The organism is Saccharopolyspora gloriosae, from assembly GCF_022828475.1.
GTDB classification, from domain to species: Bacteria; Actinomycetota; Actinomycetes; order Mycobacteriales; family Pseudonocardiaceae; genus Saccharopolyspora_C; species Saccharopolyspora_C gloriosae_A.
On record NZ_CP059557.1, the window covers coordinates 117,149 to 139,032 of the forward strand.

19 protein-coding genes and 1 pseudogene are annotated in these 21,884 nt (G+C 70.8%); 13 read left to right on the plus strand and 7 right to left on the minus strand.

All coding sequences use genetic code 11. The features are described from left to right. Nucleotides 1-468: 468 nt before the first annotated feature. On the minus strand, nucleotides 469-1,278 hold the full coding sequence (locus H2Q94_RS00495) for a CPBP family intramembrane glutamic endopeptidase (RefSeq protein ID WP_243790812.1): 810 nt from the start codon (nucleotides 1,276-1,278) through the stop codon (nucleotides 469-471). A 177-nt stretch (nucleotides 1,279-1,455) separates the two neighbouring features. Here H2Q94_RS00495 and H2Q94_RS00500 point away from each other — a divergent pair, with 177 nt between their 5' ends. After that, nucleotides 1,456-1,833, plus strand: coding sequence for a hypothetical protein (locus H2Q94_RS00500; RefSeq protein ID WP_243790814.1), 378 nt, complete (start codon nucleotides 1,456-1,458; stop codon nucleotides 1,831-1,833). On the opposite strand, the gene H2Q94_RS00505 is transcribed toward H2Q94_RS00500, so the two are convergent. After that, entirely contained in the window at nucleotides 1,834-2,613 is a 780-nt protein-coding gene (locus H2Q94_RS00505) for a DUF2470 domain-containing protein (protein ID WP_243790817.1), read from the minus strand. Between the two features lie 479 nt (nucleotides 2,614-3,092). Here H2Q94_RS00505 and H2Q94_RS00510 point away from each other — a divergent pair, with 479 nt between their 5' ends. The 7 genes and pseudogenes from H2Q94_RS00510 to H2Q94_RS00540 all read left to right on the plus strand — a co-directional run bounded on the left by H2Q94_RS00510 (nucleotide 3,093) and on the right by H2Q94_RS00540 (nucleotide 13,744). After that, entirely contained in the window at nucleotides 3,093-3,959 is an 867-nt protein-coding gene (locus H2Q94_RS00510) for a hypothetical protein (RefSeq protein ID WP_243790820.1), read from the plus strand. Further along, complete coding sequence (locus tag H2Q94_RS00515; protein ID WP_243790822.1) at nucleotides 3,956-5,161, plus strand: fumarylacetoacetate hydrolase family protein; 1,206 nt, start codon at nucleotides 3,956-3,958, stop codon at nucleotides 5,159-5,161. Before H2Q94_RS00510 ends, H2Q94_RS00515 begins: the two co-directional genes overlap by 4 nt. A 2-nt stretch (nucleotides 5,162-5,163) precedes the next feature. Next, entirely contained in the window at nucleotides 5,164-5,853 is a 690-nt protein-coding gene (locus H2Q94_RS00520; RefSeq protein ID WP_243790824.1) for an IclR family transcriptional regulator, read from the plus strand. A 164-nt stretch (nucleotides 5,854-6,017) separates the two neighbouring features. Beyond that, nucleotides 6,018-7,516 (plus strand): annotated as a pseudogene (locus H2Q94_RS00525) (cytochrome ubiquinol oxidase subunit I). Between the two features lie 261 nt (nucleotides 7,517-7,777). Continuing rightward, on the plus strand, nucleotides 7,778-8,785 hold the full coding sequence (gene cydB / locus H2Q94_RS00530) for a cytochrome d ubiquinol oxidase subunit II (RefSeq protein WP_243790827.1): 1,008 nt from the start codon (nucleotides 7,778-7,780) through the stop codon (nucleotides 8,783-8,785). Further along, on the plus strand, nucleotides 8,782-12,270 hold the full coding sequence (cydD, locus tag H2Q94_RS00535; protein ID WP_243790830.1) for a thiol reductant ABC exporter subunit CydD: 3,489 nt from the start codon (nucleotides 8,782-8,784) through the stop codon (nucleotides 12,268-12,270). Before cydB ends, cydD begins: the two co-directional genes overlap by 4 nt. Nucleotides 12,271-12,604: 334 nt before the next feature. Next, complete coding sequence (locus H2Q94_RS00540; protein WP_243790832.1) at nucleotides 12,605-13,744, plus strand: GAF domain-containing sensor histidine kinase; 1,140 nt, start codon at nucleotides 12,605-12,607, stop codon at nucleotides 13,742-13,744. A 159-nt stretch (nucleotides 13,745-13,903) separates the two neighbouring features. Here H2Q94_RS00540 and H2Q94_RS00545 read toward each other — a convergent pair whose 3' ends face one another. After that, nucleotides 13,904-14,548 carry a histidine phosphatase family protein gene (locus H2Q94_RS00545; protein WP_243790834.1) on the minus strand — a complete coding sequence of 215 codons (645 nt, stop codon included), beginning with the start codon at nucleotides 14,546-14,548 and terminating at the stop codon, nucleotides 13,904-13,906. Further along, nucleotides 14,545-15,468 carry a prephenate dehydratase gene (gene pheA / locus H2Q94_RS00550; RefSeq protein ID WP_243790836.1) on the minus strand — a complete coding sequence of 308 codons (924 nt, stop codon included), beginning with the start codon at nucleotides 15,466-15,468 and terminating at the stop codon, nucleotides 14,545-14,547. The genes H2Q94_RS00545 and pheA overlap by 4 nt, the downstream gene beginning before the upstream one ends. Before the next feature lie 120 nt (nucleotides 15,469-15,588). Here pheA and H2Q94_RS00555 point away from each other — a divergent pair, with 120 nt between their 5' ends. After that, nucleotides 15,589-16,188, plus strand: coding sequence for a macro domain-containing protein (locus tag H2Q94_RS00555; protein WP_397545401.1), 600 nt, complete (start codon nucleotides 15,589-15,591; stop codon nucleotides 16,186-16,188). A 218-nt stretch (nucleotides 16,189-16,406) separates the two neighbouring features. On the opposite strand, the gene H2Q94_RS00560 is transcribed toward H2Q94_RS00555, so the two are convergent. Continuing rightward, a complete protein-coding gene (locus H2Q94_RS00560; RefSeq protein ID WP_243790841.1) occupies nucleotides 16,407-16,880 on the minus strand; it encodes an Hsp20/alpha crystallin family protein in 474 nt (157 codons plus the stop codon). Between the two features lie 216 nt (nucleotides 16,881-17,096). Here H2Q94_RS00560 and H2Q94_RS00565 point away from each other — a divergent pair, with 216 nt between their 5' ends. Then, nucleotides 17,097-17,618, plus strand: coding sequence for a DoxX family protein (locus H2Q94_RS00565; RefSeq protein ID WP_243790843.1), 522 nt, complete (start codon nucleotides 17,097-17,099; stop codon nucleotides 17,616-17,618). Between the two features lie 98 nt (nucleotides 17,619-17,716). Further along, nucleotides 17,717-18,352 carry a response regulator gene (locus H2Q94_RS00570; RefSeq protein WP_243790846.1) on the plus strand — a complete coding sequence of 212 codons (636 nt, stop codon included), beginning with the start codon at nucleotides 17,717-17,719 and terminating at the stop codon, nucleotides 18,350-18,352. A 62-nt stretch (nucleotides 18,353-18,414) separates the two neighbouring features. On the opposite strand, the gene H2Q94_RS00575 is transcribed toward H2Q94_RS00570, so the two are convergent. Both H2Q94_RS00575 and H2Q94_RS00580 read right to left on the minus strand, forming a co-directional pair. After that, complete coding sequence (locus H2Q94_RS00575) at nucleotides 18,415-18,768, minus strand: metallopeptidase family protein (protein ID WP_243790849.1); 354 nt, start codon at nucleotides 18,766-18,768, stop codon at nucleotides 18,415-18,417. A gap of 5 nt (nucleotides 18,769-18,773) precedes the next feature. Further along, the gene (locus H2Q94_RS00580; protein WP_243790852.1) at nucleotides 18,774-19,775 is read right to left on the minus strand and encodes a septum formation family protein; all 1,002 of its coding nucleotides are present in this window, start codon (nucleotides 19,773-19,775) and stop codon (nucleotides 18,774-18,776) included. A 224-nt stretch (nucleotides 19,776-19,999) separates the two neighbouring features. Here H2Q94_RS00580 and H2Q94_RS00585 point away from each other — a divergent pair, with 224 nt between their 5' ends. Together H2Q94_RS00585 and H2Q94_RS00590 are read left to right on the plus strand one after the other, a co-directional pair. Then, nucleotides 20,000-20,635, plus strand: coding sequence for a hypothetical protein (locus H2Q94_RS00585; protein ID WP_243790854.1), 636 nt, complete (start codon nucleotides 20,000-20,002; stop codon nucleotides 20,633-20,635). A 4-nt stretch (nucleotides 20,636-20,639) separates the two neighbouring features. After that, complete coding sequence (locus H2Q94_RS00590) at nucleotides 20,640-21,806, plus strand: glutathionylspermidine synthase family protein (protein ID WP_243790856.1); 1,167 nt, start codon at nucleotides 20,640-20,642, stop codon at nucleotides 21,804-21,806. Nucleotides 21,807-21,884: the final 78 nt, after the last annotated feature.

Genomic DNA, 21,884 nt, shown 5'->3' on the forward strand with positions numbered 1-21,884 from the left:
GCGGTTCGGTCGCGCTGCCGGATTCGTTCACGATGCCGCCTTCTCCGCGTTCGTTCACGATGCTGAAGCCTAGTCGTCACGATCGGAAATAGCGTTCGCTCGCCGACAAAATAATCGATCGTTGCGTGAGATCGCCATTCGATCAGCCATTCGTTGTGAGCGGTCGCCGACTCGGATCGGCGATCCGGCGACTCGCCGACCCGGGTTGGCGACCCGGTGACTCGGTTCTGCGGCCCGCCGACTCAGACCGGTGGCTCGATTCGGCGACCCGGCGGCTCGGACCCGCAACTCGGTTCTGCGACCCGGCGGCTCGGACCCGCAACTCGGTTCTGCGACCCGGCGGCTCGGACCCGCAACTCGGTTCTGCGACCCGGCGGCTCGGACCGGTGGCTCGGTTCCGCGACCAGACGACTCGGTTCGGTGGCTCGCAGGTGTGGGCGATGGCGGGCCGGGCTCGCTCGCGGAAGATCAGGGCAGCCAGCCGACGTGCCCGCGCAGGACCGCGTAGCCGACGAACGCCACCACGTCGATCAATGCGTGGCCGATCACCAGCGGCCACAACCGGTTCGTGCGCTGCCACACCCGGCCGAAGACCAGGCCCATCACCACGTTGCCCACGAGACCGCCGAATCCCTGGTACAGGTGATAGCTCCCGCGCAGCACCGACGACACCCACAACGACCGGTTCTCCGACCAGCCCAGCTGCCGCAACCGCGTCAGCAGGTAGGCCACCACCAGGGCCTCCTCGGCGAACGAGTTCCCGAACGCCGAGAGCACCAGCACCGGCGCCCGCCACCACGCATCGTCCAAAGTGGACGGCTGCACGGTCAGGCTCAGGCCCAGCGCGTGCGCGGTCAGGTACAGGCCCAGTCCCGGGATGCCGATCAGCGCGGCCAGCCCTGCGCCCCCAGCGGCGTCCCGCCACGGCCGCGAACGGTCCATGCCGATCCGGTACAGCGCGAAACCACCGCGCCACAACAGGAAAATCCCCAGCGCGCCCCACGCGAACAACCGCAGCACGCTCGCGAGCTGCCGCAGCAGGTCCAGCAGGCCCGACTCCGCTTGCGGCGCGTTGATCGCCACCGACTGGTCGGCCAGCGACTGGGTCTGCGTCAACGCGTCCAGCAGCGACAGCAGGCTCTGCAAGCCGGACATGCCGAGCGTCACCGCGAAAACCAGGAGCAGCTCGATGCCGATCGCTCGTCGCTGCGCCGGATCGGTCAGCCGGACCGGTTCCTCCGGGCGGGACGGGATCAGCCACTCGCGCACAGTGCTCACCCGGTGAACCGTACCCGCGAGGCCCCGGCGTCCAGCGGAAACGGCGGGTTCGCCGAGTCGTCATCCCGCGTCGCCGCAACGGAAATCCGGCAAAACCGGGGACGGAACCCGATGGAACGAGCGAGGGCTCGCGAACATCCAAGCCCGGCATGAACGCACTCGGCCGGGAGGAGCGGCATGGACGCATTTCGGGTGTTCCTGCGCGGCGAACCCCGCGCCGATCTTGTGTTGGACACGCTCCAGCTCCAGCACCCGTTCGTCGTGCTCGACGGCCCCATCGGGTCCGCCGGCCTCGTCGGCGTGCGCGCGGCGGTGCTCGTGGAACTGTGCGAGGACCACGACGAACCGGGCGAACTCGGGCGGTACCCGCTGCTCGTGCGCTTCATCGGAACCGACGGCACCGAGCCCGCGTGGAGCGCGGCGCACGCGTTCCTCTGGTCGGTCACCCGCACCGGCGAGGTCGACGAGGCCCTGCTGCTCGGCCCCGGAACAGCCCCGCTGCGCTACCACCGAGGCCGTATCGCCCCGGTGCGCACCGTCCGCTCGGAGGACTGATCACGCGGAGCGTTGGCCCGCCAGGAAGGGGCAGCCGACCAAGCGGCGCAGCTCCAGGCCCAGGGACTCCGCGTTCTCCACCGGTTCGGAGAACGCCAGCCGCACGTCGTGGTCGCCGTCGGCCGACTCCACCCGCAGCCGCAGCCCGAAGCGGTCCAAGCCCAGCGGCCGGATGTGCCCGCCGCGCAGATCGTCCGGCAGGTGCCGCGCGAGCATGCCCACCACGTCCCGGTGCGCGCTCTCCAAGTGCCGCAGCCAGCCGTCCTCCAACAGGCAGAACGGGTCCGGGCGGGCCACGGTGAACTCCGCGGCGGGCACCGAACACGTGCCCTCCGCGTCCGCCAGCACCAACGACGCGGGCTCCAGCTTCAGCACCGACGCCCCGTGGCCCGCGTCGAGCAACCGGCTGTCCGGCCGCTGCTCGGCGACCGCCAGCACGTCCTCGCGCGCGTCCTCACCCGTGAGCACCCGGATCCGGCCGGTCAGCCACAGCAGGCCGCGCACCGGTTCGCGCAGCCGCACCGGCGTGGGGTCGGCGACCTCCAGCACCACCGCGATCTCCGTACGCGGCGCCTGCCACGCGGTCGCGACCATCGGGTGCTCATCGCCGAGCAGCACCGTCGCGGTGCCGTCGGGATGCACGTGATGCAGCAACGGAGCGATCCGGGCGGCACTCTCCCCGGAAGGCATCAACGCGGCCCTGCCACCTCGTCGAGCTATCGTCCTGGCCCGCTCCGCCGGGGTCGGCTTGGCCGGGCGACGTGTCGTCCTCTCGCGCACCGCTCACCTCCAACTTAGGTAAGCCTAACCCAGCAGGTCCGCAGGGGAAAGCCACCACCTGTATTACCAGCTGATCGGCCCACGGCGACGCGTTTCTCCGGGTGAATTCCACGCCATGAGACGGGTTTCGGGCGGTTTCGAGATCCACTCCGTGATCGCGGCGGGATCGGTTCCGGCTGCACGATCTCGGCGCGAGCGCGAGGGCGCGGTGTGACGATCAGGGCAGGCTTCACGATGAACGGGCAGGAGGAACGCTCGACCCGCTCGGCGATCCGTGGCGGTTAAGATCAATCCGTTCACCGGAACGGCGCGATCCGGCCGCGAACGACACCTCGCCGATCACTCGTTCGGCTCAGTGGTGCCATGATCGCCCGCCACCTGCGGTGATGATCCGCCGAATGATGGCCGCCGAAGAGCGCCGGACGTCCGTATATCGGCCACCTTTGTTCACTGAACGGCGCGGCATTAGCGTGTCTGCCGTGTCAAGCGCTGTTGAGCTTCGCGCGCCGGGTCCGCGCGGCATCCCGCCCCTGTTCGCCCGACTGGTCGACGACGCCGCGCTGTTCCCACCGGGCAGCGCGCAAGTCGCCCAGGCGGTCGACGACCACCTAGCCGCCCGAGCGGGCGAGTACTCGGGGGTGCTGGGGCCAATGCTGTGCCAAGCATCCCGGCTGGCCGAGCTCATCACCGAGCTCGCCAAGGCCAAACCGTCCGAGCCCGTGCCGCTGTCGCTGGTGTGCGACACCGGCCTCGGCGGTGTGCCCAAGGCGCTGTCCATCATCGAAGGCCGTCAGGAGCTCCTGGCGCTGCGCATGGTCGAAATGCCGGCGCCTTCCGACGTCGACGACGTGTGGCTGGAACGGGTCTCCGAATTCGTGCCGGAAGACGTCATCCGCGTCGTCGAACCCCGCCGCAGCCCCGAAGGCTGGCTGGAGGGCATCAAGCGCGTCGCCGAACACGGCTGCTGGCCCAAGCTCCGCACCGGCGGCCCCACCTCCGAATCGGTGCCGCCGGTCGACGTCGTCGCCGACTTCCTCGCCACCGTCAGCACCCTGAGCGTGCCGTTCAAGACCACCGCGGGCATGCAGGCCGCGATCCGCGGGGCCGACCCGGAAACCGGGTTCATGCAGCACGGTTTCCTCAACATCCTGGTCGCCACCGCGCGCTGCCTGTCCGGCGGCGACGTGCGCGACGCGCTCTCGAGCGACGACGGGGAGGCCCTCGCGGCCGAGGCGAACTCGCTGTCCGACGCGGCGGCGACCGCCGTGCGCGACGTGTTCGCCTCCTACGGATCCTGCTCGCTGACCGGTCCGGTGACGGACCTGGAAGGACTGGGGCTGTTGTGACCTGGATCGAGGACCCCGAGTTCGCCGCCGGCAAACCGTTCGGGCCGCAGACGCTGCCCTACGGCGTGCTGGTGACCTCCAGCGGCCCGGTGATCTCCGTGCGAGTCGGCAAGCACGCCTTGCCGCTGCGCGGGATCGCGGACGCGCTGGGGCCTCGGCTGGCCGAGCTGGTCAGCGCGAACTCGCTCGATCCACTGCTGGCCGCAGGCCGGCAACGCTGGCGGGAACTGCGGGAACGGCTCACCGAGATCGTCACCGCGGACACCGCGCCCGCCGGAACCGAACTGGTGCGCACCGACTGGCACACGCTGGTGCTGCCGTTCACCGTCGGCGACTACGTGGACTTCTACTCCTCGCGCCACCACGCCGAGAACGTGGGACGCATCCTGCGCCGCGGCGCCGCCGAGCTCCCGGACAACTGGACGCACCTGCCCATCGGATACCACGGCCGCGCCGGAACCGTGCACGTCTCCGGCACCGACGTGCCGCGGCCCAGCGGGCAGCGGCGCACCACCGGCGACCGCAACCCCGCGTTCGGGCCGACCCGCAGGCTCGACTTCGAAGCGGAAGTCGGATTCATCTGCGGCGGCGAGACGACCGCGCGCGTACCGACGGAGGACTTCGCCGAGCACTGCTTCGGTGTGGCGCTGGTCAACGACTGGTCCGCGCGGGACCTGCAAGCCTGGGAATCGCAGCCGCTCGGACCGTTCCTGTCGAAGTCCTTCGCGACCTCCATCGCCGGGTGGATCACACCGCTGGACGCCTTCGAACACGCCCGGATCTCGTTGCCCGAGCGGGAACACGCGCTGCACGACTACCTCACCGAAACCGAACCGTGGGGGCTGGACCTCGGACTCGAAGTGCGGTGCAACGACATCGTGCTGTCCCGGCCGCGGTTCGCCGACATGGCGTGGTCCCCGGCGCAGCAGCTCGCGCACCTCACGGTGAACGGGGCGACCGTGCGGGCCGGGGACCTGTTCGCCTCCGGCACCGTCTCCGGGGCGGTGCGGGAGCAGCGCGGCTGCCTGCTGGAGCTGACCTGGGGCGGCTCCGAACCGATCACTTTGGACGACGGTGAACAGCGCACCTTCCTCCAGGACGGAGATCGGGTCACACTCGGTGGAACCGCGCCCGGGCCGGACGGTTCGGTGATCGGCCTCAGTGAGGTGACGGGCACGGTGTTGTCCGCGACCTGGAGGTGACGGTGACCAGACCAACCGATCCAGCTCGGTCACCATTACCGCACCGGCGTGATGACTCGACGCCGGCCAAGGAGACCTCGCTGACGCTGGAGCGGGGGCTGAGCCTGCTCCAAGCCGTCGCCGACGCCGACGGTGCCGCGCCCACCATCAGCGACCTCGCCGCGACCGTCGGAGTGAGCCGCGCGGCCGTGTACCGGCTGCTCGGGCCGTTGCAGGCGCGGGGGCTGGTGCGGCGGGAGGGCAGTCGGGTGCGGCTCGGGCTCGGCGTGCTGTGGGTCGCCGGTCGAGTGCTGCCGCAGCTGCGGTTCGCGTCGCTGCCCGCGCTGCGCGGACTCGCCGAGCAGGTCGGCGCCACCGTGCACCTCACCGTCGCCGACGGGGCGGAGGCGCAGGCCGTCGCCGTGGTGGAGCCGTCGTGGACGAGTTACCACGTGTCCTACCGGGTCGGCACCCGGCATCCGGTGCAGCGCGGCGCCGCCGGGCGTGCCGTGGACCTGCCTCCACACGGGCCTCGATGGGTGGTGAGCACCGGCGAACCGCACACCGGCCCCTACGGCGTCGCCGCGCCGGTCCTGGGCGTGCCGGGCCTGCGCGCCAGCGTCGGAGTGGTGGCGCTGGAACCCCTCACCGGCGACGACATTGGCCCCCTGGTCTCGGACACCGCCCGAGCCGTCGCCGAAGCCCTCCGCTGAACTCCGGCCGGAGGGTTCCGATCATGGGGCGGGGTTGGTAGAAAGATCGGGCATCCGGGGAGGCCGGGGGGACGAAAGTCCTGGTCCGGACAGGACCTTGGGCCTGTTCAAGGGGGACGGCGGCCCCTGAGCCGGACTCGGGGCGCACGGGCAGACTGGCCCCCGTGGAACTCCTCGACATCGCCCGGTGGCAGTTCGGGATCACGACCGTCTACCACTTCCTGATGGTGCCGTTGACCATCGGACTGTCGCTGTTGGTCGCGGGCATGCAGACCGCGTGGTGGCGGACGGGCAACGAGCGCTACCTGAAGATGACCCGCTTCTGGGGCAAGTTGATGATGATCAACTTCGCGATGGGCGTGGTCACCGGGATCGTCCAGGAATTCCAGTTCGGCATGGCGTGGAGCGAGTACTCGCGCTTCGTCGGCGACGTCTTCGGCGCTCCGCTGGCGATGGAGGGGATCGTCGCGTTCTTCGTCGAGTCCACCTTCCTCGGCCTGTGGATCTTCGGTTGGGACCGGCTGCCGAAGGGCGTGCACCTGGCCTGCGCGTGGGCGTTCTCGCTGGCCACCGTCGCCTCCGCGTACTTCATCCTGGCCGCGAACTCGTGGATGCAGCACCCGGTCGGCATCGAGATGGTCGACGGCCGCCCCCGGATGAACTCGATCTGGGAGGTGATGACGAACAACACGGTGCTCGCCGCGTTCCCGCACACCGTGTTCGGCTGCTTCGCCGTGGCCGGCTCGTTCCTCATCGGCATCGCCGCCTACAAGATCGCCAAGCACCACCGGAACTCCAGTCACGACGACGAGGACCGCAAGCTGTGGCACGGCTCGATGCGGCTCGGCGCCTGGGTCGGCGTGATCGCCTTCGCGGGCCTGGCGCTGTCCGGTGACGTGCAGGGCAAGCTGATGTTCGATCAGCAGCCGATGAAGATGGCCTCCGCCGAAGCGCTCTGCCACACCGAGCAACCCGCCAGCTTCTCGATCTTCGCCTACGGCGACGTGAGCAAGCAGAACTGCGAGGACGTCAAGAGCTTCACCGTGCCGTACATCCTGTCGTACCTGGCCAACGGTGACTTCACCAGCGAGGTCAAGGGCGTGCAGGCGCTGGTGCCCGAATACCAGGCCGCCTACGGCACGAACTACCCCGACGACCCGCGGCTCGGCGCGTTCGCCGGGCAGCCCATCGACTACGTGCCGAACCTGCCCGCGACCTACTGGGGCTTCCGGTTCATGATCGGCTTCGGGGAGTGGCCGCGCTCGGCGCCGTCGCCGTCCTGTGGTTCACCCGCAAGGGCCGATTCCCGACGGGCCGCTGGTGGGCGCCGCTGGCGGTGGCGAGCATCGCCACGCCGTTCCTCGGCAACGCGTTCGGCTGGATCTTCACCGAACTCGGCAGGCAACCGTTCGTCGTCGTGCCCAACCCGAATCCGTCCGGAGTGGACGGAGTGTGGATGTACACGGCCTCGGCGGTGTCCTCCGGGGTGACGCCGGGCGAGATGCTCACCTCGCTGATCGCGCTGACCTCCGTGTACGGCGTGCTGGCGTGCGTGGAGATCTTCCTGATCATCCGATTCGTGCGCGGCGGCGTGGAGGCGACGATGCCGCACGAACCGCCCGAGGACGAAAAGTCCGACGAGACGTTGTCGTTCGCTTATTGATTGGAGTGTTTGCGGGATGGCCTGCGTGGGTGTCCGGGTAGCGGAGCCTCAGCGGTTCCCTCGCTGCCCCTTGCCGGGTGGGGCCGCGATTTCTCAGGTATGTCCGACGCACGGCGAAATCGCCGTCCACGCGAGGAAGCCGCTGAGAACCCGCCAGTGGTGATCTTGCTCAAGCTGGTCACTGCTCATCGGCTCCGCCGCTGACAGGACAACGACAAAACCATTCCGCAAGGACTTCTCCGCCCACCGATGGAGATCGTGATGGATCTGCCCACCTTTTGGTTCGCCCTGATCGCCGTGTTGTGGCTGGGCTACCTGTTCCTGGAGGGCTTCGACTTCGGCGTCGGGATGCTGCTGCCGATCCTGGGCCGCGACGAGCGCGAACGCCGGGTGCTGATCAACACGATCGGCCCGGTGTGGGACGGCAACGAGGTCTGGCTGATCGTCGCGGGCGGCGCCACCTTCGCCGCCTTCCCCGGCTGGTACGCGTCGCTGTTCAGCACCGCCTACCTGCCGCTGCTGCTCCTGCTGCTGATGCTCATCGGGCGCGGCGTCGCGTTCGAGTACCGCGGCAAGGTGGACACGAAGCGGTGGCGGCGCACCTGGGACGTCGTGATCGTCACCGCGTCCTGGATCGCGCCGATGATGGTCGGCCTGGTGCTGTCGGCGAGCGTGTTCGGCCTGCCGCTGGACGCCAACGGGGACCGCGTCGGCGGGCCGTCGGTGCTGCTGACCTGGCCGAACGTGCTGGGCGCGCTCGCGGTGTGGGGTTTCTCGTTCCTGCACGGCGCGGTGTTCCTGTCGCTGAAGACCGCCGGTGAGGTGCGGGAGCGGGCGCGGAAGTTCGCGCTGCGCCTCGGACCGCTCCTGCTGCTGCCGGTGATCGCGCTGCTGCTGCTGGCTCAGCTGACCCAGGGCGACCCGTGGACGTGGGTGCCGCTGGGGATCGCGCTGGTCGCGGCGCTCGCCGGGCTCACCCGGATGATCTCGTGGCGGGAGGGGCAGGCGTTCGCGTTGCAGGGCATCGCGCTCGCCGGTGTGGTGGTGACGCTGTTCGGCGCGCTGTGGCCGAACGTCATCCCGTCCACCCTGGACCCGGCCTGGTCGCTGTCGATCGCCGACACCGCCTCCAGCCCGTACACCCTCACCGTGATCACCTGGGTCGCCGCGTTCGGCACCCCTGCCGTGCTGGTCTACCAGGGCTGGACGTACTGGGTGTTCCGCAAGCGCATCGGCACCCACCACATCCCGCCGGTGCACGCGCCATGAGCGGGCCGCTGGGAGCGCTTCCTCGGCTGTCGCGATCCGCTCGGCTGGCGCTGGTGGCCGCGGGCGTGCTCGCCGCGGGCAACGCCGTCGCGCTGATCGTGCAGGCGTGGGCGTTGGCGAGCGCGCTCGCCGAGGTCGTCACCGACGGCGTCGACTCGGACGCGATCACCGGGCGGCTCGCGGTGCTGGCCGGGGCGATCGTCGCCCGCGCCGGGTTCGGCTGGGCCACCGAGTTCGTGTCCGCGCGGGCCGCCGCCGGAGCGAAGGAGGAACTGCGGGCGCGGCTGCTCGACTCGGCGCTGCGGCGCGGACCGGAGTGGATCCAGGGACGCGGGCCGGTCGAGCTCACCACGCTCGCCACGAAGGGGCTCGACGCGCTCGACGAGTTCTTCACGAAGTACCTGCCCGCGCTGGTGACCGCCGCCGTGGTCCCGCTGCTCGTGGGCGCGTGGATCCTGTTCTCGGACCGGGTCTCGGCCATGACGATCTTGATCACGGTGCCGCTGATCCCGCTGTTCGCGTGGCTCGTCGGCCGCTACACCGAGCAGCGCACCGCCCGCGCCACCGACTCGACGCAGCGGCTGTCGGCGCAACTGCACGAGCTGGTGCGCGCTCTGCCGGTGCTCACCGCGTTCCGGCGGGCGGGGGCGCAGCGCGCCGTGGTCCGCCAGGTCAGCGAGCGGCACCGCCGCAGCACCGTGGCTACGCTGCGCATCGCGTTCCTGTCGGCGCTGGTGCTGGAGCTGTTCTCGTCGCTGTCGGTGGCGCTGGTCGCCGTCGGCATCGGGCTGCGGCTCGTGTCCGGTGATCTCGACCTGGCGACGGGGCTGATGGTGCTGGTGCTCGCACCCGAGTGCTACCTGCCGCTGCGCGCCGCCGGGGCCGCCCACCACGCCAGTGAGGACGGCGTGGAGGCGGTGCGCCGCGCGGACGAGGTGATCTCCGGGAAGTCCGATGTGGACGATCAGGCGGGCGCAGCTGCACCGCTCGCGGACCTGCCGGAGCCCGCCGCCGAACCGGCTCGGCCCGCCGGGCTGGGAACCGCCGGGCCGGGAACTGCCGGGCTGGGAACTGCCGGGCTGGGAACTGCCGGGCTGGGAACTGCCGGACTGGGAACCGCCGGGCGAATTGAACCCGAGGAGGGGGAACTCGGTGCGGCGGACGTGCTGCGCGTGCGGGACCTCGCCGTGGCTCGGCGCGGCGGCTACGCGCCGGGCGGGATCAGCTTCACCGCCCGGCCCGGCGAAGTGCTGCGACTGCAAGGGTTCGACGGCATCGGCCCCAGCGGCAGCGGCAAATCCACCACCTTCGGCGTGCTGCTCGGCTTCACCCGCCCCGAACGCGGGACCGTCGACTACGCGGGCACCGACCTGAGCGAACTCGACCCGGCGGCCTGGCGCAGACATCTCGCGTGGGTGCCGCAGCGGCCCGTGTTCACCGGTGGAACCGTCCTCGCCGAACTCGAACTCGCCATCGCCGACCAGCCCGACGGCACCGTCGCCGCGATCCCCGACGTGCTCGCGGAGGCCGCCGCCGCGCACCTGCGCGACCGCCCGGTCGACGGACTGTCCACGGGGGAGCGGCAGCGGGTCGCCGTGGCCCGCGCCCTGCTGCGGCTGCGCGGCGCCGCGCGGGTCCTGCTGCTCGACGAACCCACCGCGCACCTCGACACGGCGACAGCGCGCCAAGTCGACAAAGCGATTGATGGCGCCGCCGAACACGGCGCCACCGTGATCCTCGCCAGCCACCGGCCCGGCGCCGAGGCGGCCGAACCCGAATCCGCGCCGCCCGCCGACGCCTCCCCGGGCACCGTGCCCGGACTGCCCCCGGCACGCGGCGGCCTCCGCGAGCTGATCACCCCGCGCACCCTGCTCGGCGTGGTGCTCGCCGCGCTGTCCCTGCTGTCCGGGCTGGCGCTGACCGCGACCTCGGCGTGGCTGATCGCCCGCGCCTCGCAGCAGCCGCCGATCCTCACGTTGACGGTCGCCGTCGTGGGAGTGCGCCTGTTCGCGCTGTCCCGCGCGGCGCTGCGCTACGTCGAACGCCTCGTCACGCACGACGCCGCGTTCCGCTTCGCCGGATCGCTGCGGGAGAAGCTGTGGGACGCGCTGGTGCGGCTCGGCCCGGCGCGCACCGCCGGACTGCGCCGCGGCGACGGGATCGCACGGCTCGTCGACGACGTCGACGCGGTCCGCGACCTGGTGCCGCGCGTGATCCTGCCGCCGCTGGCCGGGGTGCTCGTCGCGTTCGCGGCCGTGGTGCTGCAAACCTGGGTGCTGCCGTCGGCCGGCGTGTTGCTGGCGGTATCGCTGCTGGTCGCGGGCATCGGAGGCGTCGCGGCGGCGTTGTTCGCCGAACGTCGCGCCAGCACCGCCGTCGCTGCGGGACGGCGCCACGTGGCCGACCGGGTGCTGGCGCTGCTCGACGGTTCCGCGGAGCTGCTCGCGTTCGGCGCGCACGCGTCCCGCCGTGCCGAACTGGCCGCGGTCGACGCGCGACTGGCGGCCCGCGCCCGCCGGGCCTCGTTCGGGGCGGGAGCCGCGACCGCGGTGAGCACGCTGGCCGTCGGAGTCGCCGTGCTGGGCGGGGCCTGGCTCGCCGCCGAGGCCGTCGCGGCCGGACGACTCGCCCCGGAACTCGCTCCGCTGCTGGCGCTCGTCCCGCTCGCCGCCGCCGAGGCCGTCGCGGCCCTGCCGCCTGCGGCGCAGCAGTGGCGGAACCTGCGTGCCGCGCAGAACCGGCTCGCTCCGCTGCTCGCGGCCGGCGCCGACACCACCGTCGGCCCGGACACGTCGAGCACCGACGACGAGGAGACGATCGCCGGGGCTCCGCAACCGAGCCCGGACCGGCTCGCCGACGGGAGCATCGAACTGCGCGACGTCGACGTGCGCTGGCCGGGCGCCGCCGAACCCGCGCTGCGCGGCATCACCCTCACCGTCCCGCCCGGCACCCACGTCGCTCTCGTCGGCCCGTCCGGTAGCGGAAAGTCCACGCTGCTGGCGTTGCTGCTGGGTTTCCTGCCCGCCGAGCGCGGCACGGCACGACTGCCCGAGCAGGCCGCCTGGTGCCCGCAGGAACCGAACCTGGTGTCCACCACCATCAGGGAGAACCTGCGGATGTCCGCGCCGCACGCCGACGACCAGCGGCTCGCCGCCGCGCTGCGACTGGCCGGGCTGCCTGGCTGGGGCGACCGGCTCGGCGAGTTCGTCGGTTCCGGCGGCACCGCGCTCTCCGGCGGGGAGGCACAACGGCTCGCACTGGCTCGCGCGCTGCTCGCCCCCGGCCCGCTACTGCTCGACGAACCGACCGCGCACCTCGACGTAGCGACCTCAACGCCGCTGCTGCACCGGCTGCGCGCCGAATCCGACCGCACCGTCCTGCACGTGACGCACCGTCCGTCCGAAACCGAAACCGCTGACCTGGTGCTGACCATTGACGACGGCAGACTCACCGTCCTCCGCGCCCCAACAACAACCGCGCCCTGAAAACGAGCTCGCGCCCACCCGGCAGCGAAGCCGTGCTTTGCGGCGTAGCCGTGCTTTTGGCGGCGAAGCCCGCGAAGGGCGGGCGAAGCCCCGCCTGCCTGGCGGCCGAAGGCCGTGCTTGGCGGCGAAGCCGTGCCTGCATGTGCGAAGCACATAGCCCACGTCACAAAGCCGACCACCCGCGGGTTCTCAGCTGTCTTCTCGCGAGGACGGCTTTTCCCTCGTGGCGGAGCCACCAGGGAAGATCCCGCAGCGAGAAGACAGCTGAGGTTCCGCCACCCGACCAGCTACCCGAATCAGCCACGACGAAGGGAGGACTAACCTCGTGAATGTTATGGATTCCGCACTTGCCAGGCGCATGCTGTCGGCCTCCACCGAGATCACCAAGGCGGCGCTGTCCGCCGACGATCCCGACGTGGTGTTGCCGATGGTCGTGCGCCGCGCCGCCGCACTCGCCGAAGCCGACCTCGGCCTCGTCATGGTGCGCGCCGACGACGGCAGGCTCACCGTCGAAGCCGCCTACCCGGCGGAAGCCGAGTCCTCCGGCGACCCCGTCGGCGCCGTGCTCTCCGCCCGCTCCGCCGCCGCCCGCGTCGCCCGCAGCGGCGTGCCGATAGTCGTCGACGACCTCATCGACGACCCGCTCACCGCGCCCTACGTGCCGTCTTCGCTGCGGATCTACGGGCCGTTCGCGGTCGCCCCGTTCGGCACCCGGGAACGCAAGCTCGGGGCGCTCGCCGTGTACCGGCGGCGCGGTGCCGCCACGTTCACCCGGGTCGCCGTGGAAGTGCTCACCGGGTTCGCCGCGCAGGCCGGGCTGGCGCTGGTGCTCGCCGAAGGCTCCACCGCGCGGGAGCGCATCGCCGTCTACCAGGAACGGGAACGCATCGCCCGCGACCTGCACGACGTGATCGTGCAACGGCTGTACGCGGCGGGGATGCAGCTCGAAGTGCTGGACCGCAAGCTCACCGGCCGCCTCGCCGCGGAGGACTCGGCGCGGCTCACCGACACCATGGACCAGCTCGACCAGACCATCGCCGAAGTCCGCGCCACCGTGCGCACCCTGCGCTCCGCCGTCCCGGAGACGCCCGCGCACGCCCCGGACCTCGCCGACTCGATGCGCTCCGAAGTGCAGATCGCGGGGGAACTGCTCGGCAGGCCGCCCAAGCTGGAGATCGACGGCGACCTCAGCGCGGTGCCGGTCGCGCTCGCCGACCACGCGCGGGCCGCGATGCGGGAGGCGCTGTCGAACGTGGTCCGGCATTCCGGGGCGCGCACCGTGCTGGTCCGAATCCGCTGCTCGGAGCGGTCCATGCGGTTGCAGGTCGTCGACGACGGCTGCGGCATCCCGCGCGACGTCACCAAACGCGGCCTGCGCCACCTCGAAGAACGCGCGGCGGCGGCGGGAGGCAGCTGCGTCATCCACTCCTCCCCGGACAGCGGCACCACCGTCACCTGGGAAGTCCCGCTCTGACGGGTCCTTCCGGGACGGCTGCGCGTCCGGGTAGCGGAACCCCAGCGGCTTCCTCGCGAGGACGGCACCTTTCCGGTGGCGGAGTCACTCGGGAGAAAGGTCCAGCAGCGAACGGCTCACCGAGGTTCCGCTACCGGACCATGCTGGAAGGCACCCAGGTCAGTCGGGCAGGTCGTCCCATTCGATGCAGCGCCAGCCGGTCTTCGTGCCCGAGTCCGCTTCCAGCACGATGATTCCGGTGTTGGGCAGGTAGGCCTCGCTGGAGCGCCGGGCGGAGATCTCCCCGGCGAGCCGCGAGGCGACCAGCCGCACCATCGCGCCGTGGCTCACGAGCACCACCGACCCGGTCGTCACGTCGTCGAGCACCGGCTGCGCGGAGTCGAAGAACCTGGTCAGCGCCTGGGTTCCGGTTTCGCCGCCGGGCATGGGCCGGTCCGGTTCGCCGTGGTGCCAGCTCGCGTAGATCTCGTCGAACAGCTCCCGGGAGTGCTCGTCGCCGAGGCCTTCCAAGTCGCCCACGAAGATCTCGTGGGTCCCGTCGGCGATCCGCACGTCCAGGCCGTGGCGGGTGGCCGCGGGCAGCGCGGTCTGCTGCGCCCGCAGCGCGCGGCTGGCGTGCACCGACAGCACCTTCTCGGTGGCGAGTCGTTCCGCGAGGTCTTCGGCCTGCCGAGCGCCCAGTTCGGTGAGCCCGGGACCGGGCGGCGCCGTGTCGAGCACACCTCGCACGTTCGACGGGGTCTGGCCGTGGCGCACCAGCACCAGGCGCAGTCCGTCGGCGTTCGCGCGCAACACCGCGCTCATGCGACACCTCCTTCGCGCAACCGCGCGAGCCAGCGGGCGGATGCTTGGAACGACTGTTCGGATGCGGACGGCCGGACGTTCGCCGGGGAATGGTCGGCTTTCGGGTAGGAGCCGAGGAAGCGGACTTCGCTGCAGCGCCTGCGCAGGCCGCTGAGCGCGTCCCCGATCCGGGCGTCGGCGACGTGTCCGTCGAAGTCGAGGAAGAACCGGTATTCGCCGAGGCGGTCCTTGGTGGGCCGGGACTCGATGCGGCTGAGGTTGATGCCGCGCAGCGACAGCTCCAGCATCAGCTCGGTCAGCGTGCCCACTTCATCGGCGATGACGGCGGCGATGGACGTGCGGTCGGCGCCGGTCGGTTCGGGCAGCGCGCCCGGCCTGCGCAGCAGCAGGAACCGGGTCACGGCGTCGGGCGTGTCGGCGATGCCGTGGGCGAGCACGCGCAGGTCGTCGAACAGCTCGACCGCCAGCGGAGAGGCGATCGCGGCGTCCAGGTCGCCGTCGGCGACCTCCTTCGCCGCGCCCGCCGTGGAGGAGGCCATCCGCACGTCCGCCGCGGGCAGGTTCTCCGCGAGCCAGCCGCGGACCTGCGCGATGGCATGCGGATGGCTCGCCACGGTGCGCACCTGGTCGGCGGTGACGCCTTCGCGCACCAGCACGTCGAACTGCACCGGAACCATCGCCTCGGACACCGCGATCAGCGGATCGCCGCTGACCAGCGCGTCGAGCGTGGCGGGCACCGAGCCTTCCACCGAGCTCTCCACCGGAACGCCGGCGGCCAGCACCTCGCCGGAGCGCAGCGCGGCGAGCGCCTGCGGCACGGTCTCGTAGGGAAGCAGGTCGGCGTCGAAGCCCCGGGTGAGGACCCGGGTCGCCTGTTCGGTGAAGGTTCCCGGCGGCCCCAGGTAGGCGATGTGCGGCACGAGCACCAGCCTACGGCCCGCGCTGACCCCCTCACCTGACCCCAGATCGGTGCTGATCTTTCCCCGAATGTGTGACCTACCCAATTACATTCAGTCGCCCGTTCCTGCGATGCTGTGGGTGTGACCGCGGATTCGGAGCGCTCATCGGACCGAGCGGAACCGGAGCTCCGGCTCGTCCTCTGCGCCTTGGACGAGCCGTTGACGGCAGCGTGGCGCGATGTCGCCACCGACCGCGACAACCTCGACGTCCACCAGGGGTCGGTGCTCGACCTGCGGGTGGACGCGGTGGTGAGCCCGGCTAACTCGTACGGGTGGATGCGCGGCGGGGTGGACGCCCTGTACGCGCGGGCCTTCCCGAACGTGGAGGAGTCGGTGCGCAGCGCCGTGCTCGCCTACCACGGCGGGGAACTCCCGGTCGGCGAGGCGCTGCTCGTGCCCACCGGAACGCCGTTGCCCGCCTGGCTGGTCAGCGCGCCCACGATGCGCACTCCGGGCGAGGTGCTTCCCTCGGACACCGTGCACCCGTACCTCGCCGCGCGGGCGGTGCTCCGGCTGTGGACGCACGGCATGCTCGAGAACGGGATGCGGGTGCGCGACGTCGTGCGCACCATCGCCCTACCCGGCCTGGGCACCGGAGTGGGCGGGGTCGACCCCCGTCTGTGCGCCCACCAGGTCGCAGCAGCCTGGGACGAAACCTTCGCCCGCGCCGACCAGAGCTGACGACCTTGTCGTTGTTCTTCTTCGAAGGTGTCCGGGTAGCGGAACCTCAGTGGCCTTCTCGCGAGAAGGCCACTGCGAACCGGCCGGTGGTCCGGCTGCTCGCGTGGTCACCGCTCGTCGGCTTCGCCGCTGACAAGACAGCGATGACCGACGCGAGCACACCGGGCCGACCGTTCAAAGATCGGCTCTGAGGTTCCGCCGCCCGATCCACCACCTGCTCACTCCGACGCAGCCCGGTCGCGGATCGCGACCTTGGTGGGGCTCGTCTGCTTCAGCGCTCCGCTCACCCGGACTTCCAGGACGCCGCGGTCGTAGTCGGCTTCGACCTGGTCGCCGGTCACGCCCTTGGGCAGCCGGAAGCGGCGGTTGAAGGATCCGGAGCGGAGTTCCCGGACCAGTGCTCGCGGCGCTTCGGATTCCTCCGCGCCTTCGGCGGGGGCCTCCGTGCGGACGGCACGGCTGCCGCTGATCGTCAGGGTCCCGTCGGCGACCTCGACCGCCACGTCGTTCTCGACGTCGACGCCGGGCAGATCCAGCCGGAACACCAGGTCGGAGCCGTCCCGCAGCACGTCGGCCGCCGGAGCGAACGCCTGGCCCGCGCCACCGCGTCCGGTGAAGGCGCCGCGGATCAACTGGTCGAACTCACGGTCCAGGCCGGCGAACGGGTCCCAGCCACGAACGGCAAGAGCCATCACTGCATCACTCCCTCATCGGAGCCGGGTCGCCGCCGAAGCGGATACCCGGTCACTGCGCTTACATGAGTCCTAACGGCTCAATTTTGCGGATTGTTCCCGGCGCAGCCGAGAAGATTCGAAACACCGCGAACTCCGAGGAAAGATCAACAACACAGCCGGGACACGAGCACGCGGCGCGGTACGGTCAGGGGCGCGTCCACTTAGGAGGTCCACATGCTCGTCCGTCGCCTGGCCCGCCCGCTGCTCGCCGCCATGTTCATCTACGGCGGCATCGGTGCCCTGCGCAATCCCGAAGCCCTCACCAAGACCGCCCAGCCGGTCCTGGACAAGACGGTCGGCCAGATCGAGGACTCGCTGCCGGAACAGGTGCCCACGGACGCGGCGACGCTGGTGAAGCTGGACGGCGCGGTCAAGCTCGGCGCCGGGGTGCTGCTGGCGCTCGGCAAGGCCCCGCGCCTGTCCGCGGTGCTCCTCGCGAGCAGCTTGGTGCCGACGACGCTCGCGGGACACCGGTTCTGGGAGATCGAGGACCCGCAGGAGCGCGCCGGGCAGCAGATCCACTTCTTCAAGAACCTGGGCCTGCTCGGCGGGCTGCTGGTCACGGCGGTGGACACCGAGGGCAAGCCGTCGGTCGCCTACCGCGCCAAGCACGGAGCCTCCCGCGTGGCCGAGCAGACCCAGCTCAACGTCAAGCAGGCGAAGAAGGCCGCCCGCAAGGCTCGCCGCCGCCGCTGATCCGGTCCCTGAGCGGAACGGGCCTCCGGGCGGACCGCCCGTTCCGCTCAGGGCACCCTTACCTGCACGTCCGGGTGATGCGGTCGTAGCGTGAGGACGTGCCGGTACGTGTACTGCTCGTAGATGATCACGAAGTGGTTCGCCGCGGTTTGCGCGACCTGTTGAGCACCGAGCCGGATCTGGACGTCGTCGCCGAAGCAGGCGGAGTCGGTGAGGCGGTCGTCCGAGCGCAGGCCGCGGAGCCCGATGTCGCGGTCGTCGACATGCGGCTGCCGGACGGCGACGGCCTCGACCTGTGCCGTCGGCTGCGGGCGCTGCCGGTGCCGCCGCAGTGCCTGGTGCTCACCGCGTTCGACGACGAGCAGGCGCTGGTCGGGGCGATCAACGCGGGTGCGTCCGGTTACCTGCTCAAGCAGGTGCGAGGGCGGGACCTGGTGAACGCGGTGCGCGAGGTCGCGGCGGGACGTTCGCTGCTGGACCCGGTGACCACCGCGCGCGTGCTGGAGCGGATGCGGCGCGGCACGGATCAACCCGCGGACGAGCTGGACACGCTCACCGATCAGGAACGCCGGGTGCTGGACCTGATCGGCGAGGGCCTCACGAACCGCCAGATCGCGGAACGCCTGTTCCTCGCGGAGAAGACGGTCAAGAACTACGTCACCGCGGTTCTCGCCAAACTCGGCATGGAACGCCGCACCCAAGCCGCCGCCTGGGTCGCCCGCCGCCAGGGCTGACGCCGGCCCCCGGCTCGTGGACTTGCGGAACTCTCACCGAAAGATCGTTTCGCGAGAACTCCTCAGCCCCAGCCGAGGGCGTGGAGGGTGTCCTCGTTGATGCCGAAGTGGTGGGCGATCTCGTGCACCACGGTGACCGCCACTTCGTCGACCACTTCGTCCTCGCTGTCGCACATCTCCAGCAGTGGCTCGCGGTAGATCGAGATCCGGTCCGGCAGCACGCCCGCGTAGTTGCTCTCCTCGCGGTCGGTCAGGGCGATGCCGAAGTACAGGCCGAGCAACGACGGATCTTCCAGGTTGTGGTCCTCGACGAGCACCACGACGTTGTTCATCGCCGTCGCGAACTGCTCGGGCACCAGGTCCAGGGCGTCGGCGACGAGTTCCTCGAAGCGCGCCCGCGTCATCTCCACCGGCATCGGGCTCAGCGCTCCCCGGCGGCGGGCACGCCCGGCTGGATCGGCGCGGTGTCCTGCGGCGCGGGTTCCTGGCCGACCTGCACATCGTCCTTGATGCTGCCGGTGATCGGTGCGAGACCGCTGCCGTCGGGCAGCTGCGCGCTGGCCTTGCAGTTGACCTGGCGCGAACCGGCGTCCCAGCTCTCCTCCGGCAGCGTGTCCCAGTAGGCCACGAGCTTCTTGTCCGCCACCGCCGTCGGGCTGCCCGCGTACTCGGCGGTGAGTTCGCCGCAGCGGGTCGCGAGGAATCCGTCCTGATCGGACTCGGAGGGATACCCGGCGGGGAACTGGGCGCCGAGGTCGACCGTCCCGGTGATCTCCACGGAGTGCGGCTGCGCGCAGTCCACCGGGTCCCACACGTCGGTGCCGTTGATGCCGAGGCAGCGCCCGACCTCGTAGATGTTCGACTGGTCCTGCTTGGCCACGGTTCCCTTGGAGGCGAACAGCTTCCCGGACGGGCCGGGCTGCTGGAGGCCGCAGTGCAGCTTCCGATCTCCCGAACTCCAGCCCTGCTCGCTCGGGGTGAACGCGCCGACGGTGAACCGCCCGTTCGGGTCGAGCCGCCCGCCGAGGTACTGCGTGGCGACGGTGGTGCAGCGTTCCTGCTTGAGCTGCTGCCACTGCTCGGCACTGGGGTAAGGCGCGGTGGCGGCGAAGTCGGCGGCCAGATCGGCCTTGCCCGCGACCTCGAACAGGTGGCGTTCGCCGCATTTGACCTGGCGGATGTCCGCCGCGTCCGGCTCCGTCCAGTGCAGGCAGGTGCCCGCCTTCGCCTCGAACACGGGGGGAGTGGCGGGCGAGGCGCCCTCGCGGCCCGGCCCGCCGATGCCGGAGCCGCCACCTCCGCTCGGAGTGTTCAGCAACGCGCTGATCAGCAGAACGAGTGCGCCACCGATGGCGGCGGCGATCATCACCAGCCGGGTGTTGGGCTTCCGGCGGTGCTTCTGGGTGTCGCTGCGCTCGGCCATCGATCACATCATGCCTGTCGGCCCGGCCGTGTGCTCAAGCGCTCACGCATCGCTTTGAAACCGATTCGTGTCCGGCTGCGTCACATCAAGGCGTACCCCGTGCGGGGGACGGTGGGTAGTGTTGCTGCTGGGAGTGGGCGATGACGGAAGATGGCAGACCATTGGCAGACCAGGACGGGCCGCATCGCAGCGACCAGCCCTCGACGGGCGGGTCCGCTGACGACGTGACGCAACCGAACGCAGGCGGCGAGCAGCAGAGCGGGGACGCGGGCCAGGCCCGCGGCCGAATGCGCTACCAGGACGACTCGACGGCGCCGCGGGAACCGACGCTCGCCGAGAAGCGGGCTCGCATCGCGGCGGAGAAGCGCCAGGAAGAGCAGGCCCAGGCCGCGCTCGCCGAGCAGGAGAGCAAGACGCAGAAGCGTCGTCGCGTGATGGTCGGTGGCGGTGTCACCGTCGGCGTGGTGGCGCTGGTCGCGGCGTTCTACTCGGGGTCGGCTTACAGCGCGGAGCAGAACGCGGTCCACGAGTACTGCGCCGCCGAGAAGCAGGGCCAGGTGGCCGACGACCCCAACCTCTGCGACGAGAACTACGTCCAGAGCCACGGCGGGTACAGCTCGGGCGGCATGATGTTCATGCCGATCTTCTTGCCGGGCACGAACATCCCGAGCGGCCAGATGAACTCCTACCGGTACGGCTACACCCAGCCCGGCGCTCCGGCGCCGACACCGGGCAGTTCGGTGCCCGCCGGATCGAGCTTCAACAAGCCCGCCGACGCGAACATCAAGAACTCCAAGGGCCAGACGGTGCAGCGCGGCGGTTTCGGAATCAGCAACAAGAGCGGCAGCAGCGGGAGCTGAACGAGTGCGTCGGAGGACAACCGAGCGTCGGCCGGACTGGCAGCGCAAGGTCGAAGAACTGGGACTGGTGTTCGGCACCCCGGCACGCGCGGCGGACGGTTCGCAGCGCCCCTACTGGGACGAGGGCGTGCACTACGAGTTCAGCTTGGACGAGGTGCTCTCGCTGGAGGCCGACGTCGAGCTGCTCCAGTCGATGTGCCTGGACGCCGTGGACCAGGTCGTCACGACCGAGCGCTACAAGGACTTCGGCATCCCGGAATGGGTGTGGCCGAAGATCGCCGAGTCGTGGAAGCGGCACGATCCGCACCTCTACGGCCGGTTCGACCTGCGCTACGACGGTTCCGGACCGGCGAAGCTGCTGGAGTACAACGCGGACACGCCGACTTCGCTGCTGGAGGCGGCGGTCGTGCAGTGGAACTGGCTGACCGAGTGCCACGAGGGCGACGACCAGTGGAACTCGATCCACGAGAAGCTGGTGGAGCGCTGGAGCGAGATCAGCGACCAGCTCGCCACCCGCGAAGTGCACTTCACCTGGTCGAGCTCCGACACCAGCGGTGAAGACAACATCACCTCGGCGTACCTGCAGGAGACCGCGGCCGAGGCGGGCATGGACACGGTCGGCCTGTCGATCGAGGAGATCGGCTGGGACCCGCTGCTGGAACGGTTCGTGGATCTTGAAGAGGCGCCGATGAACTCGGTCGTCAAGATCTACCCGTGGGAGTGGATGGTCGACGACGACTTCGGCCACCACGCGGTGAACACGCTGCCCGCGACGCAGTGGATCGAACCCCTGTGGAAGATGCTGCTGTCGAACAAGGCGCTGCTGGCGGTGCTGTGGGAGATGTACCCGGGGCACCCGAACCTGCTGCCGACGTTCCTCGACCAGCCCGGACTGCTCACCGAGTACGTGCGCAAGCCGCGACTGGGCCGGGAGGGCAACAACATCACCGTCGTCGCCCCCGGCTGGGAGACCGAGACCGGCGGCTTCTACGGCGAGGAAGGCTTCGTCTACCAGGCGTTCGACCCGCTGCCGGAGTTCGACGGCATGCGTCCCGCGCTGGGTGCGTGGGTCGTCGGCGAATCCGCGGCCGGACTCGGCATCCGCGAGACGGCGGGCCTGATCACCGACGACGGCGCCGCCTTCGTCCCGCACCGCATCCCCGGCTCCTGATCGATCCCGGTTCGACTGGGCACAGCCCTCTGACCTGTGTTTCCGTAGCTGCACGGGCCGCCGGGGGTCGTCACGCCC

Coding starts and splice junctions, on each gene's coding strand:
- H2Q94_RS00500 (WP_243790814.1), top strand. CDS start 1,456: ATGGACGCATTTCGGGTGTTCCTGCGCGGCGAACCCCGCGCCGATCTT.
- cydB (WP_243790827.1), top strand. CDS start 7,778: ATGGATCTGCCCACCTTTTGGTTCGCCCTGATCGCCGTGTTGTGGCTG.
- cydD (WP_243790830.1), top strand. CDS start 8,782: ATGAGCGGGCCGCTGGGAGCGCTTCCTCGGCTGTCGCGATCCGCTCGG.
- H2Q94_RS00540 (WP_243790832.1), top strand. CDS start 12,605: ATGGATTCCGCACTTGCCAGGCGCATGCTGTCGGCCTCCACCGAGATC.
- H2Q94_RS00545 (WP_243790834.1), bottom strand. CDS start 14,548: ATGAGCGCGGTGTTGCGCGCGAACGCCGACGGACTGCGCCTGGTGCTG.
- H2Q94_RS00560 (WP_243790841.1), bottom strand. CDS start 16,880: ATGGCTCTTGCCGTTCGTGGCTGGGACCCGTTCGCCGGCCTGGACCGT.
- H2Q94_RS00565 (WP_243790843.1), top strand. CDS start 17,097: ATGCTCGTCCGTCGCCTGGCCCGCCCGCTGCTCGCCGCCATGTTCATC.
- H2Q94_RS00575 (WP_243790849.1), bottom strand. CDS start 18,768: ATGCCGGTGGAGATGACGCGGGCGCGCTTCGAGGAACTCGTCGCCGAC.
- H2Q94_RS00580 (WP_243790852.1), bottom strand. CDS start 19,775: ATGGCCGAGCGCAGCGACACCCAGAAGCACCGCCGGAAGCCCAACACC.